This window comes from Polynucleobacter sp. 86C-FISCH (assembly GCF_018882415.1).
Taxonomy (GTDB): Bacteria; Pseudomonadota; Gammaproteobacteria; order Burkholderiales; family Burkholderiaceae; genus Polynucleobacter.
This window is the reverse complement of the sequence record NZ_JACVOL010000001.1, coordinates 870,562-886,190: the sequence shown is the minus strand read 5'-3', so window position 1 is coordinate 886,190 and position 15,629 is coordinate 870,562. Positions and strand designations below refer to the sequence as shown.

Sequence of the window (15,629 nt, the reverse complement as noted above, 5' to 3'; positions counted from 1 at the left end):
CCTTAATGATAGGACAAAAGGCCTCTAGATAGAAGGGTTATAGGGGCTTGGACTGTTGTCGGGGCGGTTTTTGAAGCGCTTGTGAACCCAATAGTATTCCGCTGGGCGCAGTCGAATTTCATCTTCAAAGTATTGGTTAAGGCGGGCAGTATCTGATTTTGGATCTTCCCCGGGAAAATTCTCTAATGGTTTTCCAATTTCACATAGATATCCAGATTCATCTGCTTTCAAGGTGGTTGTCATTAGACACACGTCGGCGCCAGTAATTTTGGCTAAGCGAGAAATCGTGGTGATCGTATTAGTTTGAATGCCAAAAAATGGTACGAACTCAGAATCTTTGAGACCTAAATCAATATCCGGCGCAATGATGATGAAGTCACCGTTACGAATTTCTCGAATGATGGCTTTAACATTTCCCTGCCGATCAATAGAGTTGCCGCCAAAACGATTGCGCCATTCCACAATTTTTTTATTAAAAAATGGATTCTTCATTCTCTGAAAAAATCCGGAAGTACGTGGCCAGTGCTTTTCTTTGCTAAGCGCACTCAAAATAATGCTACCTTCAATTCCGGTGAAGTGCATATTCACTAAGATGCGAGGTTTTTTGCTGGAAAGATCTACGGCCGATTTCACTTCGATCATATTGCTCAATTGTTTTGAGCTACCGCACCAAATAATGCTTTTTTCTATAAGACTACGGCCGAGTAAGCGCCAATGTTGTTTGCTTAAGCTATCAATTTCAGCTGAGCTTAGTTTCGGAAAGCATAGTCGCAGATTGGTTTTTACAACCCGATTTCTATCGCCGGGAATGCGAGCGGCTATAAAGCCAAGCCCATAACCAATGGCAACTAATAATCTATAAGGTAGCAGCGCAAGAAGCTTGAGTAGTGCAACGACTACATGGTTAGAAAAAGATTTGAGCAAATTAATTTTGCGCTAGTTCGTAACGCTTTACTGACTTTGCATAACGCTCAGTCATTTCTTCGATAGAGCTGCTTGACATACCTAAATCATTAACAAGGCCAGTCTCAAGTCGATAAGCCCAACCATGAACCGTTAGATCTTGTCCACGCGCCCATGCATCTTGCACGATAGTAGTTTCGCAAACGTTCACTACTTGCTCAATGACGTTGAGCTCGCATAATCGATCTTGACGTTTTGGAGTTGGGATCATGTCACCCAGATAGCGCTCATGTTTTTGATGCACATCTTTAACGTGCCGTAACCAGTTATCGGCAAGACCAACGCGCTTATCAGTTAATGCTGCATGTACACCAGAGCAGCCGTAATGACCTACCACCAGTATGTGCTTTACCTTAAGTAAGTCGATGGCAAATTGAATAACCGATAAACAATTCAAATCAGTATGGACAACTACGTTTGCAACATTTCGATGAACAAATAATTCACCGGGCAATAAATTGACAATGTCATTTGCCGGCACTCGACTATCAGAGCAGCCAATCCAAAGATACTCCGGAGCTTGTTGAGAAACCAGGCGCTTAAAGAAGTTGGCATCCTTAGCCACCATACTTTCGGCCCAGGCGCGATTGTTTGAAAATAGTTGCTCTAAAGCTTGGGAATTCTTCATCGTCATGGTTTCAGTTTAAAGTACTTTGATGACACCTATTTGGTTAAAACAAACCCCCACTGGAATCATCCTAAATTTGCACTGCCAGCCAGGCGCAAAACAAACCAAGGTAGTTGGTCTGCATGATGGCTGTTTAAAAATTTCTCTACAGGCGCCTGCCCTTGAAAACAAGGCAAATGAACTTCTATTGGCCTGGCTTTCTAAGCAATTAAGAGTGCCTCAGAAGCAAATTCAATTTGTTTCTGGTCAAAATAGCCGCAAGAAAAGAGTGGAAATTTGGGGGCCCATTAGTCCAGAGCAAATTGCTCAGCTGTTGAGTCCCTAAGACCATGTTTCAGCCTACCAAAAAATAGCCCACAAAATTCCCAGAATGAGCACCCACTTGCCTACGTAATAAACAGTGCGATGTTTTGCTTTTAGCTTTTTGGCTTGCGCGCGAAGTTGGTAAAAATAGGTAAATAGAACATTAACAAACCCAACTTTTTCACCTTCTACGTTTTGAGAGGAGGCTGCACTCATTACGTATCGCCCAAACCAGCGATTGAATAATTCAACAACTTTGGTGTAAACAGGTCGCTCAACATCGCAAAACAAAATGATCCTCTGCTGATCGGTTTCATTGGCGGCAAAGTGAATGTAGGTTTCATCAAACATCACCGCTTCACCATCTTTCCAGTAATAGCGTTCGCCATCAACATCAATAAAGCACTTGGGGTTGTTCGGTGTAGATAAGCCAATGTGATAGCGCAAGGAGCCTGCATAGGGGTCTCGGTGCCGCACCAAAGTTGCTCCAGGTGGTAGCGACGCGAACATGGCCGCTTTGACGGAGGGGATTGATTTCAGTAGGGCGACTGTTTTCGGGCATTTAGCTTGGGCCGACGGCACCTCTTTTCCGTACCAGCAAAGGTGAAAACGCTTCCAGCCGGTGCGAAAGAATGAATTAAACCCAATGTCGTTATAACCGGTAGCCGCTGCAATTGACCCACCTTCCTGCAGAGAAAGCGCTTCCTGGCGAATGGTTTCCCAGTTTTCTTGAATGGGCTTCATCTCAGGAAATTGGCTAACTGGAATAAAGGCGCTGGCCTTCACTTTTGAAAAGAGATACAGCAGGGTATTTACCGGCGCTAGAAGCACCTGGTAGTCCGTAAGAGACCTTACTACGCCAAAACGCACCTTTCCCCTGAAATAGACATAAATAGCTGACGCTACAAAAATAAAAAAGATGACGTGGCGGATTTCCATATGTTTTGTCTATTTAAGGTAGTAATGGATATTTTAATTTGGATGCTGGCCTCAAATAGACTATTTCTCGCATCTAGATGCTCATATACTTCCTATAGAAGATATAAGTACCCGCTTAGGGTTTATGTGGTGATTTACCAAGGAAATTCTGATGAATAGCTTTATAAAGTGGCTCTTAAGCCTTGTTTTAATTGGGTTAGTGGGTATTTCGGCCTATACATGGGGGATGCTCACTTGGAGCTACGGAAGCGGTGAGCGCGCTGGATATGTGCAGAAATTCTCTAATCGCGGCTATGTATGCAAAACCTGGGAAGGTGAGTTGGCTATGGTTTCTATGCCAGGCACTATGTCAGAAAAATTCCTCTTTACGGTGCGTGAAGATGCTGTGGCGCAAAAAATAAATGCTAATTTAGGAAAAAAGGTTGCCCTAAAGTATGAGCAACACATCGGTTTGCCGACAACCTGTTTTGGCGATACGGAGTATTTTGTTTCTGATATCGTAGTTTTGGATGAGTAGTTTGTAGTCGTATTAAAAAATTGCTGTAACGCAACTTTATTTTTGTAATTTTTTGTGGTTAAAATCATGTAAGCGTAATGTGCGCTGACATCAATATCTATAAGGAGCTTCACTTGAACAAAGCCGAACTAATCGCAGCGATTGCTGACGACGCGGAGATTTCTAAAGCCAAAGCTGAATTCGCATTGAATTCTGCAATCGACACAATCATCAAAGCTGTTACTAAAGGTGACTCAGTACAACTGATCGGCTTTGGTACTTTTGCTTCTGGCAAGCGTGCTGCACGTATGGGTCGCAACCCAAAAACTGGCGAGCCACTCAAAATCGCTGCTGCAAAAACTGTTAAGTTTTCTGCTGGTAAAGCATTTAAAGATTCTGTTAACAAGCGTAAGAAGTAATTCTTTCTTTGTTGATAAAAAAGCCCGGCATGCCGGGCTTTTTTATTTCCTCAAGAATTGCGGACTTTTAAAACAATTTGTATTTAGCTTTGCACTAAGCGGCGATGGCGATGAATGCTCATCAATATGCCCGCACCAAATCCTAAGGTAACGAGCGCAGTACCACCGTAGCTAATAAATGGTAACGGTACCCCAACAACTGGCAATAGACCGCTCACCATGCCGATATTCACAAACGCATAGGTAAAGAAGATCAAAGTTACAGCAGCGCCCAGAAGTCTTGTAAATAAATTGGGTGCACTTGCAGAGATGGCGAGTCCTCTTTTAATCAGAGCGAAGAAAAGTGCAAGCAATACTAGGTTGCCTAATAGGCCAAACTCTTCGGAGAAAACGGCAAACACAAAGTCGGTATGTTTTTCTGGAATGAATTCCAAATGTGCCTGAGTTCCCTGAAACCAACCCTTACCAAAGAATCCACCTGAGCCAATCGCAATCATGGATTGAATGGTGTGAAAGCCTTTGCCTAATGGATCGCTAGTTGGATCTAGCAAAGTGCAAACACGATGCTTTTGATAATTATGTACAAGCGGCCAAACTACATCATGTGCGCAGATGGTGCTGCCGAAAATAATAATTAGCAGAATGCCAATAACGCCTAGAGCAACAAAAGGCAAAATCCATTTCCAGGGCAGGCCCGCCAAAATAATGACGTAAAGTCCCGCAGCAAAAACCAAGAGAGCGGTTCCTAGATCGGGCTGACGTGCAATTAAAAAAACAGGGATCGCTAAAATAATGGCGGCAACTGCATAGTCCCAGTTTTTTTGAATGCCCTCGCGCCTTTGAAAATACCAAGCAAGCATGAGTGGCATTGCAATTTTCATAATTTCAGATGGTTGAATCACAACTCCAATATTGAGCCAGCGACGCGCACCTTTTTTGATTAATCCAAATGCAGCTACTGCAATTAAAAGAGCAACACCAAACCCATAAATCCAAACTGCACCCATCTCTAACCATTTTGGCGGTATGCGTGAAACGATCCACATCACCACAAAGGAGAGCGCAAGATTGCGCAACTCTTCTGCAATTTGTACGGGAGTATTTTGACTTGCTGATAAAAAAGTAAAAAAGCCAATAGCCGCTAAGCCAAGCAGAATAAGGCCTAGCTGGCGGTCTAATCCAGCAAAGATGCTAAAGAAAAATCCTTGAACTTTAGTTAAGGGGCTCTTTTCCATTCAGGAATCTCCTTAGGCCACTTGCCCTCAATGTAAAAGTCCAACGCCTTGCGTGCAATCGGCGCTGCATGCTGTGCACCGAAGCCGGCATTCTCCACAACCATCGCAATTACGATAGTTGGCTTGTCTACGGGAGCAAATGCTATGTATAGAGCATGGTCACGTAAGAATTCTGCAGTAGCACTATGTTTATATTCTTTGGAATTCAAACTAAAGACTTGTGCAGTTCCTGTTTTTCCACCAACTTGATATCCGGTGCCTTTAAATGCAGCGGCAGAGGTGCCTGAAATGTTTACCTCAAGCATCGCTTTCTTAATGACTTCAATATTTTCTGCATTGAGATCGATGCGATAACTTTCTTTGGGCGTTGTGAGCACTCTGTTTCTCGTGAATGGATCTTCAATTGCTTTCACTAAGTGTGGCTTCATCACAATGCCGTTATTAGCCACGTTCGCCATGGCATGAGCTAACTGCAAAATAGTAAACGCGTTATAGCCCTGTCCGATGCCGAGAGAAATGGTTTCACCTTCGTACCATTTTTGCTGCTCTGGTTTTTTGAAAGTATTTTTCTTCCACTCAGTAGATGGTAGAACGCCTCTTGCTTCACCTTGCAAATCAATACCAGTAATTTGGCCAAAGCCAAGTGGCTTCATAAAGTCATGCATCATGTTGACGCCCATATCGCGGGCAAGCAAGTAGTAATAGGTGTCGCAAGATTCAACAATCGACTTTTGCATATCCACAATGCCATGGCCACCTTTTTTGTCATCACGGAAAGTGTGATTACCAAAGTCAAAGTAACCAGGATCGGAGATGGATTGGGATGGCGTGCGCTTTTTATTTTCTAGTGCCGCTAGTGCCATGAAAGGTTTATAAGTTGAACCTGGTGGGTAGATGCCTTTCAGCGGACGGTTATAGAGCGGCTTTTGAGGCGAGTCGTTTAGCTCTTTCCACGTTACTGAATCAATGCCCTCAACAAAGTCATTTGGATTGAAGTTGGGCTTAGAAACAAATGCCAAGACATCTCCAGTCTCGGGTTCAATCGCGACAAACGCGCCACGGAAATTTCCATAAAGCTGCTCAACCAAATATTGCAGTTTGATATCAACCGAAAGAACCACATTCTTTCCGGGAACTGAAGGTGAGCTAGAAAGTGTGCGCACGGGTTTTCCGCCGGCAGTAATTTCTACTTGGTCGTATCCAGGCACTCCACGCAAAACAGTTTCATAGCTTTGCTCTAAACCAATCTTTCCAACGTACTGAATACCCGGCAAGAAAGATGCCTGTAAAGCGTCTGGATCATCAGCCTTGGCGCCCTCGATTTCGGCCTGCATGCGCTCCTTATCTTTCTGCGAAACGCGGCCAATATAGCCAATTAAATGGGAGGCTAATTCGTTGTATGGGTACTCCCGGAAGCTCCTAGCCCGGATTTCTACCCCAGGAAAACGGTAGCGATTTGCCATAAAACGGGCAGTTTCAGTCTCGTTGAGCATAGAACGCAGGGGAAAAGTGCCCATATTCCGTGAATCTTCGAGGGATCGCTTGAAATTACGCTTATCTCTGGGTGAAATATCAATAATTTCGGAAAGATCGCTAATCAGTTGGTCTACGTTGCCTTTTACCTCTTCAGCATTCACATCCAGGGTGAGGGCGGAATAATTCCTGCCGATCACAATGCCATTGCGGTCAATTAGTAGGCCTCGGTTTGCAGGAGCAGGAACGAGAGCAATACGATTGCTTTCTGCCAATAGAGCATATTTTCCATGGCTGACTAGTTGTAGCCATACAAGACGAGTGACGAGCAGAAAAAAACAAACGGTGACAAACAGAGTCGCAATATGAATGCGCTCTTGAAATGAGTCTAGGTCAGGCTTTTTAAAAGAAACCATCTTGTTTCTTAGAGAGGTCGATTGTGATCAACATCTATAGGACGACGCTGTGGCGCAAGTAGGATGCGCGTCGCTATTGGCCAGAGCATTGCCTCTATCAGCGCTTGAATAGCACCTGTGAGAGCCCACCAATAAAGTTCGCCGCTTAGCAACCAATGTGCCAGCACGGGAAAGAGTGATACCAATAAGAAAATCGGGAGTAGATGCAGTGCTTGTGAAAGCACGGTGAGAGCCACGATGCGCCTGTGCCAGGAGATGGCAACGTAAGCAACAAGCGAGTAACTAAAGGCATGCAAGCCAAGTAGATCGGAGTTGTGAACATCCATCATCAAGCCCAGAATGAAGGCGGTGATCACGCTCACATAGCGATGCTGATGAATATTCCAAAACACGATGCACAGAATTAACCAATCTGGCACCCAACCATAATTACCAATCGGCAGCAGATTTAATAGCAGCGCACAAAATAAGCTGAAGTAAATAAAGACCGGATTTACCGGGCGCAGAATGTAGCCGCTTTGGAAATCAATCATTGCATTCCCCGCGCACGAGTTTGTCGACGTCCCGGTGTATTGGTTACACCAGTGGCTGACTTATTATTTGTTGGTGCTTTAGCATCAAATTGCGGATCATATAAAAGCGCGAGTGCTTGACGATAGCGATTGACTGCTGCAACTGGTACACAAAAAACGTTGGATGAATTCTTGTCAACATTGCGCTCAATTTTGCTAATGACAGCCACTGCAAAACCCGGGGGATAAACACCGTCAATCCCTGAGGTCAGCAAAATATCGCCGACTTCTAAATCACTGGCTACAGGTAAATATCGAAGTTCTAGGGGATTGCCGCGCCCAGCGCCAAAGACCGCTGCACGAAGGCCATTCCGTGCCACCTGTACTGGAACCGCAAAATCGCGGTCTTCCAGCAAGGAAACCTCTGCAGAGCGTTCATAGAGGCGGACTACCTGGCCCAAAATGCCAGAATCATTGGCGATGGGGTTGCCAAGCTTCAGACCATCATTACTGCCGCGATTGATCACAATGCGCTGAGAAATCGGATTAGGAGGATTAAATAGAATTTCGACCGGCAATGTTTTGAATGGAACCTGTTTTTGCAAAGCCATTAGCTCGCGCAGGTTTTGGTTTTCCACCATCAAGAATTCAGATTGATTTGCCAGTAGAGAAAGTTCTGCTTGGCGAACTTTCATGACTTGGTTTTCTTGATCAAGAGTTGATCTTGTTGTGAAATATTCTGATGTTGCTTCGAGCGCATTGCGCGGCATCATCATCACATATTCAAGTGGACGCAAAATCCAATTGACGTTGTTGCGGATGGGATCGAGTGCTTTGAAACGAAAATCGATCAGCATCAAAGCGATGCTGATCGACAGACAGACAATCAGTTTAAGTAAGGCCGGAATGCCCTGTCTGAAAAGTGGTGGAGCGCTATGTTGCAATTCCCTGATCGACGTGTATGTCGCTTACTCGTGCGAGAACACTCCGCCTAACTTATCCATGCGCTCAAGTGCGATACCGCAACCACGAGCCACGCAAGTTAAAGGATCTTCTGCAACATGAATTGGCAAGCCAGTCTCTTCAAGCAAGAGACGATCAAGGTCACGCAATAAAGCGCCGCCGCCTGTGAGCATCATGCCGCGCTCAGCAATATCGGACGCCAACTCAGGTGGAATCTGCTCTAGAGCAGCTTTTACCGCAGTCACGATTTGATTCAATGGATCAGTTAATGCTTCCAAAATTTCATTACTGGTAACCGTGAAGCTACGTGGAATGCCTTCGGAAAGATTGCGACCCTTTACTTCCATCTCGCGCACTTCAGCGCCAGGGAAAGCAGAACCAATTGTTTTCTTAATCAACTCAGCAGTTTGTTCACCGATCAACATGCCGTAGTTACGACGGATGTAATTTGTAATGGCTTCATCAAATTTGTCGCCACCAACACGAACGGAGCCTTTGTAAACCATACCGCCTAATGACATCACACCAACTTCAGTTGTACCGCCGCCGATGTCGACAACCATCGAGCCAGCTGCTTCAGAAACTGGCAAGCCAGAACCAATTGCTGCAGCCATTGGTTCTTCAATTAAAAATACTTGTGATGCACCAGCGCCCAATGCGGATTCACGAATCGCACGACGTTCAACTTGAGTAGATCCACAAGGAACGCAAATGATGATGCGTGGGCTTGGCTTTAATAATTTGCTCTCGTGCACAAGCTTGATAAATTGCTTGAGCATTTGTTCAGTAATTGTGAAGTCAGCGATAACGCCGTCTTTCATTGGGCGAATTGCCTCAATATTCCCCGGAACACGTCCCAACATCGCTTTTGCCTCTTTGCCGACGGCCAAAATGGTCTTTTTGCCGTTTGGACCACCTTCTTGGCGAATTGCCACAACAGAAGGTTCATCGAGGACAATACCCCGCTCACGCATATAAATTAAGGTGTTGGCGGTTCCTAGGTCGATGGCTAGGTCATTGGAAAAGTAGCTGCGGAAAAAACCAAACATGATGTAGTGGGAAAATAGAAAGTGTTAATGAAAATATATAGGAATGATACTCTAGCGCCCCATGAAACTTGATGATGTCCAGCGCATTGCGCACCTTTCTAGGCTTGAGTTAAATCAGGCAGAAGCCGAGGCAGTTTTGCCTCAATTGCAGGCTATTTTTTCCTTGGTTGAGGAAATGCAAGCAGTTGACACAACTGGTCTTGAGCCTTTGGCTCATCCAATCCTCTTTTTACGTGATTTGGCTCAGCCTATGCGTGCTGACCAGGTTACTGAGTCAGACCACCGCGCTGAAAACATGCAATCAGCCCCTGCACAGCAGGATGGCTACTTCTTGGTGCCAAAGGTGATCGAATGAGTTGGCACAACACCCCGATTGCCTTAATGGCAAAAGCACTGGCTGCAAAAGAGGTCTCCAGCACTGAGCTAACCCAGTACTTTTTGGACCGTATTGAGGCTGGAAAACAGTGGAATGCTTACCTTGATGTGAATGCTCACTTAAGCTTAGAGCAAGCAAATAAAGCAGATCAGCTAATTTCATCTGGCAAAGCTGGCAAGTTAACCGGCATCCCTGTTGCCCACAAAGATGTCTTCGTAACGCGTGGCTGGAAGTCGACCGCAGCATCCAAAATCTTGGCTGGATATCAGAGTCCCTTTGATGCCACGGTAGTTGCTAATCTGGGAATCCCAGACGAAAACAATCCCCATGGCGCTGGCATGGTTTGCTTGGGCAAGACCAATATGGATGAGTTCGCGATGGGCTCCTCCAACGAAAACTCTGCCTTTGGACCGGTTTTAAATCCTTGGAATGCCGCACACGTAGCCGGCGGCTCATCTGGCGGCTCTGCTGCAGCGGTTGCTGCTGGCTTGGCGCCGATTGCTACCGGCACCGATACTGGCGGCTCCATTCGTCAGCCAGCCGCCTTCTGTGGCCTAACCGGAATTAAGCCAAGTTATGGGCGCGTATCTCGTTACGGCATGATCGCCTACGCATCTTCACTCGATCAAGCGGGCCCGATGGGCAAGACCGCAGAAGATTGCGCTTTGCTGCTTTCAGCAATGTCTTCGCATGATCCGCGTGACTCCACTTCTTTAGCAGACTCTGGAGAAGATTACGGCCGTTACCTCAATCAAAATTGGAAAGAGGGAAACAACAATTCAGCAAAACCACTAGAAGGTTTGCGTGTTGGTTTGCCAAAAGAATTTTTTGCCGAAGGTTTGGCAAGCGATGTTGCTAAATCCGTTAATGAAGCCTCCAAGCTTTTGGAAAGCTTAGGCGCGACATTAGTTGAAGTTAGTTTGCCTAAAACCAAATTATCAATTCCTGTGTATTACGTTTTGGCACCAGCAGAAGCATCGAGTAATTTGAGTCGCTTCGATGGCGTACGTTATGGTTATCGTGCAAATGAATATCGTGACCTTGGTGACATGTATGCCAAGTCTCGTACTGAAGGTTTTGGTTCGGAAGTAAAGCGCCGCATCATGATTGGAACCTACGTTCTTTGTCATGGTTACTACGATGCCTACTATCTGCAGGCACAAAAAATTCGTCGCATTATTGCGGCCGATTTCCAAGCGGCTTTTAATCAATGTGATGTCATCTTGGGTCCCGTAGCCCCTGATGTAGCCTGGCGCTTAGGTGAAAAGTCAAAAGACCCTGTGCAAATGTACTTAGAAGATATTTATACGCTCTCAACGAACTTAGCGGGCCTGCCCGCAATGAGTGTCCCATGTGGATTTAATGCCAATAACTTGCCTATTGGTATGCAGCTCATTGGCAACTATTTTTCAGAAGCGCGCTTATTGCAAGTGGCTCATCAATATCAGCAAGCCAGTGATTGGCATTTGCGTCAAGCAAGTGAGGTGGCATGATGCAATGGGAAGTCGTTATTGGTCTAGAGACCCACGCACAATTACAAACACAGTCGAAGATTTTTAGTGGTGCGAGCACGCGCTTTGGTGCGCAGCCAAATACACAAGCATGTGCAGTTGATCTTGCATTGCCCGGTGTCTTGCCTGTCCTCAATCGTCAAGCCGTAGAGCATGCGATTCGTTTTGGTTTGGCAGTGAATGCAAAGATTTCACCGGCAAGCATTTTTGCTCGTAAAAACTATTTCTATCCCGACTTACCAAAGGGCTATCAAATTAGCCAGATGGAAATTCCAGTGGTAGTTGGTGGAAAAGTTGAAATTCTGGTTGGTGATGAGGTGAAGGTAGTTGAGCTCACCCGCGCCCACATGGAAGAGGACGCGGGTAAATCAGTCCATGAAGAGGGCTTTACTGGCCCCCATGGCGAAGCTTCTAGCGGCATTGATTTAAACCGTGCAGGGACGCCTTTATTGGAAATCGTGACCGAACCTGTGATGCGCAGCGCTGCTGAAGCGGTTGCCTATGCCAAAGCCCTACATGGACTGGTGGTTTGGCTTGGCGTTTGTGACGGCAATATGCAAGAAGGTTCGTTCCGTTGCGATGCGAACGTATCTGTTCGTCCTATGGGGCAAGCTGAGTTTGGTACCCGTTGCGAAATTAAGAATCTGAACTCCTTTCGCTTCTTGGAAGAGGCAATTCAATACGAAGTGCGTCGTCAAATTGAGTTAATTGAAGATGGCGGTACCGTTGTTCAAGAAACCCGTTTGTACGATCCTGATCGCGGCGAAACACGCAGCATGCGTAGTAAAGAAGATGCGAACGACTATCGCTATTTCCCAGATCCTGATTTATTGCCAGTAGTCATTGATGATGCATGGATTGCAGATGTGCGTAGCAAGATGCCTGCACTTCCTGCGCAGTTGCGTGATCAGTGGCAAAGCGAATTTGGTTTAAGTGCCTACGATGCGCAGTTGCTCACGCAAGATCGCGATACTGCAAAAGTATTTGAAGATCTATTGGCAATCGTTGGTAAGCCATTGGCAAAAGCGGCAGCTAATTTAATTGCTGGCGAACTTGCATCGTCATTAAATCGTGCTGGTATTGCAGCAGCAGAAGCGCCATTAAAGGCAGAGCATTTGGCGCCATTGCTGACTCGCGTAGCGGATGGCACCATCTCCAACAAAATTGCTAAAGACATCTTTGCGATTCTGTGGGAAGAGGCTATTGCAGGCAAAGCCATTAGCACTGTGGATCAAGTGATTGATGCCAAGGGCTTAAAGCAAATTAGCGACAGTGGCGCAATTGAAGCCATCATTGATCAAGTATTGGCAGCTAATCAGAAGTCCGTGGAAGAGTTCCGCTCAGGCAAAGAGAAGGCGTTTAATGCATTAGTGGGCCAGATCATGAAGGCCTCGCAAGGCAAGGCCAATCCTGGCCAGGTAAACGAACTCTTGCGTAAGAAGCTGGGTTCATAAAAGAACATATTTAGAAAGCAATTGATGAGCGCAATAGATCCAAAACAAGCCGAGCAAGAAGAGTTGGTTGCTGAGTGGTTGCGAGTAACCCCGGGCTTTTTTGAGCGCTACGCCGATCTCTTTAATGAGATCCGAATTAAGCATCCTCATGAAGACCGTGCGATTTCTTTGCAAGAGCGCCAGATGACGGTGTTGCGTACACAGAATCAAGAGCTCAATCGACGCTTAAGTGAGATGTTGCACTTTGGTAGTCGTAACGATAAAACTCAGCAAAGCTTAGTTGCTTGGTTGTTGCGTTTAATGAAAGCAAACAATAAAGCCGATGTAGAGGCTGCGATTACTTCTGGTTTGGCAGAAGTATTTGAAGTGGAATAGGCGCAATTGCTTTCACCAAATTCTGCTTTTGGTCCTTGGGTTGATACGCCCTTGTGTGGCTCGGCAAAAGAACTAGCAGCAGCCAGCGTTGACTTACTCGCCAGCCAAACGACTATCGATCCTGAGTGGCAAAGCATGGTCGCTATCGGCTTGCCGCTTGGTAAAAGCATTGGCGCCAGTCAATCCCCTGCAGTGTTATTGCTGGCAAGTAAAGACGAGTCACGCTTTACGGCTGATATGGGCGCGTTCTATTTACGTCAGATTGCTGAATTAACTGCTGCAGCTTTGGATCGCATCCAAGCTTATGAAATTAAAGGCGACTGACCTTCATCCCCTCATGCAAGAGTATTTGCATGAGTTGCATGTGTTGCGCCAACTCTCGCCACATACGCTCAAAGCGTATGGCATGGATTTGAGTGACCTCCAAAACTTTGCTCTTGAAGACAATATTGAATTATTGAAGGTAAGCAATGGCCATGTGCGTCGTTGGGCTGGCCGTTTGCATTCCAAAGGTAAATCTTCAAGAAGTATTGCGAGAGCCCTATCTGCATGGCGTGGTTGGTACGACTGGCTCAGCGAAAAGGATGCGCGACGTGATGTACGCGCAGGCAAGGTAACAAGCACGCTCGTTGCTAATCCCGTCGATGATGTCAAGGCACCAAAGCGCCTAAAGTCTTTACCTAAAGCCTTATCTGTTGAGCAGGCGCTTGCCTTGGTAAATCAAGCGGTCAAAGAGGCGGAAGAGAAAAAGGATTTGGAATCGATTCGGGATGCGGCAATTATTGATTTGCTCTATTCCTCCGGCTTGCGTCTTTCAGAGCTCCTCGGTATTGATGTGATGCAAAGTAAAGATCGTCAACATGAATCTGCGGGCTGGTTAGATTGGGACGCTGCGGAGGTAACGGTTTTGGGCAAGGGCGGCAAACGACGCTCTGTTCCGGTTGGTGTGCCCGCCATGAAATCTCTTGCGACATGGCGAGAGTTACGCGATGCTGGGGATTACTCAGAAGAGTCAATCGCACTATTTTTATCTGCCACAGGCAAGCGTTTATCGCCACGCACTGTGCAGGCGCGCTTACGAACTTTGGCTATGCGTGCAGGCTTACCAACGCATGTGCATCCCCATATGATGCGACATAGTTTTGCAAGTCATGTGCTGCAATCATCCCAAGATTTACGGGCTGTTCAGGAGATGTTGGGGCATGCCAGCATCGCCAGCACCCAGATTTACACCTCGCTAGATTTTCAACACCTTGCTCAGGCATACGATAAAGCGCATCCACGCGCAAAGGCTGGCAAAGGTTGAGGAACTCGGTAAGATAGAAGGTTTCCCGCTTTGGGAAACTTTGGCCTCTAGATTTTGATTGGATCATCCATGGCATTAATTCCAGTAACCATTTTAACTGGCTTCTTAGGAAGCGGCAAAACAACTTTGCTCAAACATATTCTCATTGAAGAGCATGGCAAAAAAATTGCTGTGATCGAGAATGAGTTCGGCGAAGAAAATATTGATAACGATATCTTGGTGCAAGACAACCAAGAGAATATTGTGCAAATGAGTAATGGTTGCATTTGCTGCACCATTCGTGGTGACCTCGTTGACGCACTAAATGAGCTTTGGGAACAGCGTAAGGACAAGAAGATTAGTTTTGATCGCGTTGTGATTGAAACCACGGGCGTTGCTAATCCCGGTCCTGTAGCCCAGACTTTCTTTATGGATGACGATGTTGCTGATCACTATGTCTTAGATGCTGTGGTTACCCTAGTGGATGCTAAGCACGGTCAGCAGCAACTCAATGAGCATGAAGAGGCGCAGCGCCAGGTTGGCTTTGCCGATCAAATCTTTATTACCAAGACGGATTTAGTTACTCCTGCAGAAGTAGATGCTTTACGCAATCGTCTGATGCATATGAACCCAAGAGCGCCTATTTCTGGCATTTCTAAGGGTGTGGTGCCGTTGAATGCTGTTTTGGATCTCAAGGGCTTTAATTTGAATGCCAAGCTAGATATTGATCCTCACTTCCTGGAGCAGGATGACCACGATCATGAGCATTGCGGCCATGACCATAGTCACGATCATGATCACAGCACCTGCGGCCATGATCATAGCCATGACCACCATCATGGTCATGCGGGCCATACAGACCGCATTCAATCCTTTGTTTTTCGTAGTGATAAACCCTTTGATCACAAAAAGTTGGAAGACTTCCTTGGCGGCATCTTGGAGGTCTTTGGAGAGAAGATGCTGCGCTATAAAGGTGTCCTCTACGTGAAGGGAAGTGCCCGAAAAGTGGTGTTCCAGGGGGTTCATCAGATGATGGGCAGCGATTTAGCCGGTCCTTGGGGTACAGAGCCTAAGCAAACCCGCATGGTGTTTATTGGCATCGACCTGCCTAAAGACACCCTACTGGCTGGGCTTGAGGGATGTTTGGCCTAGGAAGATTCGGGTACAATCCGCCGCCACGGTCAATATTATGAATATTGAGAAATAATGATTCGACGGTAATAAAAGTTTGG

18 protein-coding genes are annotated in these 15,629 nt (G+C 46.1%); 10 read left to right on the top strand and 8 right to left on the bottom strand.

The features are described 5' to 3' along the window. Positions 1-24: 24 nt before the first annotated feature. Together ICN10_RS04335 and can are read right to left on the bottom strand one after the other, a co-directional pair. Positions 25-924, bottom strand: coding sequence for a lipid A biosynthesis acyltransferase (locus ICN10_RS04335; RefSeq protein WP_216213070.1), 900 nt, complete (start codon positions 922-924; stop codon positions 25-27). 1 nt (position 925) lies between these two features. After that, complete coding sequence (gene can, locus ICN10_RS04330; RefSeq protein WP_068319872.1) at positions 926-1,597, bottom strand: carbonate dehydratase; 672 nt, start codon at positions 1,595-1,597, stop codon at positions 926-928. 22 nt (positions 1,598-1,619) lie between these two features. On the opposite strand from can, the gene ICN10_RS04325 reads away from it, so the two are divergent. Further along, positions 1,620-1,916, top strand: a complete 297-nt coding sequence (locus ICN10_RS04325; RefSeq protein ID WP_068319869.1) for a DUF167 domain-containing protein — start codon at positions 1,620-1,622, stop codon at positions 1,914-1,916. Positions 1,917-1,930: 14 nt separating this feature from the next. Here the strand turns inward: ICN10_RS04325 and ICN10_RS04320 are convergent, their stop codons facing one another. Next, complete coding sequence (locus ICN10_RS04320) at positions 1,931-2,827, bottom strand: aspartyl/asparaginyl beta-hydroxylase domain-containing protein (RefSeq protein ID WP_216215161.1); 897 nt, start codon at positions 2,825-2,827, stop codon at positions 1,931-1,933. A 157-nt stretch (positions 2,828-2,984) separates the two neighbouring features. Here ICN10_RS04320 and ICN10_RS04315 point away from each other — a divergent pair, with 157 nt between their 5' ends. Both ICN10_RS04315 and ICN10_RS04310 read left to right on the top strand, forming a co-directional pair. After that, on the top strand, positions 2,985-3,350 hold the full coding sequence (locus ICN10_RS04315) for a hypothetical protein (RefSeq protein WP_216213068.1): 366 nt from the start codon (positions 2,985-2,987) through the stop codon (positions 3,348-3,350). 77 nt (positions 3,351-3,427) lie between these two features. Next, positions 3,428-3,748: an HU family DNA-binding protein gene (locus ICN10_RS04310; RefSeq protein ID WP_011903860.1), complete on the top strand. Its 321-nt coding sequence runs from the start codon at positions 3,428-3,430 to the stop codon at positions 3,746-3,748. An 83-nt stretch (positions 3,749-3,831) separates the two neighbouring features. On the opposite strand, the gene rodA is transcribed toward ICN10_RS04310, so the two are convergent. From rodA to ICN10_RS04285, 5 genes are read right to left on the bottom strand one after another with little or no spacing between them, the layout of a single operon-like run. After that, positions 3,832-4,983 (bottom strand): rod shape-determining protein RodA, encoded by a 1,152-nt coding sequence (gene rodA / locus ICN10_RS04305; protein WP_216213065.1) that lies wholly within the window; start codon positions 4,981-4,983, stop codon positions 3,832-3,834. Beyond that, a complete protein-coding gene (gene mrdA, locus ICN10_RS04300; protein WP_216213062.1) occupies positions 4,965-6,872 on the bottom strand; it encodes a penicillin-binding protein 2 in 1,908 nt (635 codons plus the stop codon). The genes rodA and mrdA overlap by 19 nt, the downstream gene beginning before the upstream one ends. Positions 6,873-6,880: 8 nt before the next feature. Then, positions 6,881-7,405, bottom strand: a complete 525-nt coding sequence (gene mreD / locus ICN10_RS04295) for a rod shape-determining protein MreD (protein ID WP_216213059.1) — start codon at positions 7,403-7,405, stop codon at positions 6,881-6,883. Continuing rightward, the gene (mreC, locus tag ICN10_RS04290) at positions 7,402-8,328 is read right to left on the bottom strand and encodes a rod shape-determining protein MreC (RefSeq protein ID WP_216213056.1); all 927 of its coding nucleotides are present in this window, start codon (positions 8,326-8,328) and stop codon (positions 7,402-7,404) included. The genes mreD and mreC overlap by 4 nt, the downstream gene beginning before the upstream one ends. Before the next feature lie 24 nt (positions 8,329-8,352). Continuing rightward, complete coding sequence (locus tag ICN10_RS04285; protein ID WP_068319852.1) at positions 8,353-9,396, bottom strand: rod shape-determining protein; 1,044 nt, start codon at positions 9,394-9,396, stop codon at positions 8,353-8,355. A gap of 61 nt (positions 9,397-9,457) precedes the next feature. On the opposite strand from ICN10_RS04285, the gene gatC reads away from it, so the two are divergent. From gatC to ICN10_RS04255, 7 genes are all read left to right on the top strand, one after another. Next, positions 9,458-9,751 (top strand): Asp-tRNA(Asn)/Glu-tRNA(Gln) amidotransferase subunit GatC, encoded by a 294-nt coding sequence (gatC, locus tag ICN10_RS04280; protein WP_068319845.1) that lies wholly within the window; start codon positions 9,458-9,460, stop codon positions 9,749-9,751. Then, the gene (gene gatA / locus ICN10_RS04275) at positions 9,748-11,265 is read left to right on the top strand and encodes an Asp-tRNA(Asn)/Glu-tRNA(Gln) amidotransferase subunit GatA (protein ID WP_216213053.1); all 1,518 of its coding nucleotides are present in this window, start codon (positions 9,748-9,750) and stop codon (positions 11,263-11,265) included. Before gatC ends, gatA begins: the two co-directional genes overlap by 4 nt. Further along, a complete protein-coding gene (gene gatB / locus ICN10_RS04270) occupies positions 11,262-12,737 on the top strand; it encodes an Asp-tRNA(Asn)/Glu-tRNA(Gln) amidotransferase subunit GatB (protein ID WP_216213051.1) in 1,476 nt (491 codons plus the stop codon). Before gatA ends, gatB begins: the two co-directional genes overlap by 4 nt. Before the next feature lie 24 nt (positions 12,738-12,761). Further along, positions 12,762-13,112, top strand: a complete 351-nt coding sequence (locus ICN10_RS10130; protein WP_255536804.1) for a DUF484 family protein — start codon at positions 12,762-12,764, stop codon at positions 13,110-13,112. Between the two features lie 6 nt (positions 13,113-13,118). Then, positions 13,119-13,436, top strand: a complete 318-nt coding sequence (locus ICN10_RS10125) for a DUF484 family protein (RefSeq protein ID WP_255536803.1) — start codon at positions 13,119-13,121, stop codon at positions 13,434-13,436. Continuing rightward, entirely contained in the window at positions 13,417-14,418 is a 1,002-nt protein-coding gene (locus ICN10_RS04260) for a tyrosine recombinase XerC (RefSeq protein WP_216213049.1), read from the top strand. Before ICN10_RS10125 ends, ICN10_RS04260 begins: the two co-directional genes overlap by 20 nt. Before the next feature lie 69 nt (positions 14,419-14,487). Next, positions 14,488-15,549 (top strand): GTP-binding protein, encoded by a 1,062-nt coding sequence (locus ICN10_RS04255; RefSeq protein WP_216213045.1) that lies wholly within the window; start codon positions 14,488-14,490, stop codon positions 15,547-15,549. The last annotated feature ends 80 nt before the right edge of the window (positions 15,550-15,629 follow it).

Bases quoted from the DNA above. Each gene is read 5' to 3' on its own strand.
- gatC (WP_068319845.1), top strand. From the start codon at position 9,458: ATGAAACTTGATGATGTCCAGCGCATTGCGCACCTTTCTAGGCTTGAG.
- ICN10_RS04285 (WP_068319852.1), bottom strand. From the start codon at position 9,396: ATGTTTGGTTTTTTCCGCAGCTACTTTTCCAATGACCTAGCCATCGAC.
- gatB (WP_216213051.1), top strand. From the start codon at position 11,262: ATGATGCAATGGGAAGTCGTTATTGGTCTAGAGACCCACGCACAATTA.
- ICN10_RS04310 (WP_011903860.1), top strand. From the start codon at position 3,428: ATGTGCGCTGACATCAATATCTATAAGGAGCTTCACTTGAACAAAGCC.
- ICN10_RS04315 (WP_216213068.1), top strand. From the start codon at position 2,985: ATGAATAGCTTTATAAAGTGGCTCTTAAGCCTTGTTTTAATTGGGTTA.
- mreD (WP_216213059.1), bottom strand. From the start codon at position 7,405: ATGATTGATTTCCAAAGCGGCTACATTCTGCGCCCGGTAAATCCGGTC.
- ICN10_RS04255 (WP_216213045.1), top strand. From the start codon at position 14,488: ATGGCATTAATTCCAGTAACCATTTTAACTGGCTTCTTAGGAAGCGGC.
- gatA (WP_216213053.1), top strand. From the start codon at position 9,748: ATGAGTTGGCACAACACCCCGATTGCCTTAATGGCAAAAGCACTGGCT.
- ICN10_RS04260 (WP_216213049.1), top strand. From the start codon at position 13,417: ATGAAATTAAAGGCGACTGACCTTCATCCCCTCATGCAAGAGTATTTG.
- can (WP_068319872.1), bottom strand. From the start codon at position 1,597: ATGACGATGAAGAATTCCCAAGCTTTAGAGCAACTATTTTCAAACAAT.
- ICN10_RS04325 (WP_068319869.1), top strand. From the start codon at position 1,620: ATGACACCTATTTGGTTAAAACAAACCCCCACTGGAATCATCCTAAAT.
- ICN10_RS10130 (WP_255536804.1), top strand. From the start codon at position 12,762: ATGAGCGCAATAGATCCAAAACAAGCCGAGCAAGAAGAGTTGGTTGCT.
- mrdA (WP_216213062.1), bottom strand. From the start codon at position 6,872: ATGGTTTCTTTTAAAAAGCCTGACCTAGACTCATTTCAAGAGCGCATT.
- rodA (WP_216213065.1), bottom strand. From the start codon at position 4,983: ATGGAAAAGAGCCCCTTAACTAAAGTTCAAGGATTTTTCTTTAGCATC.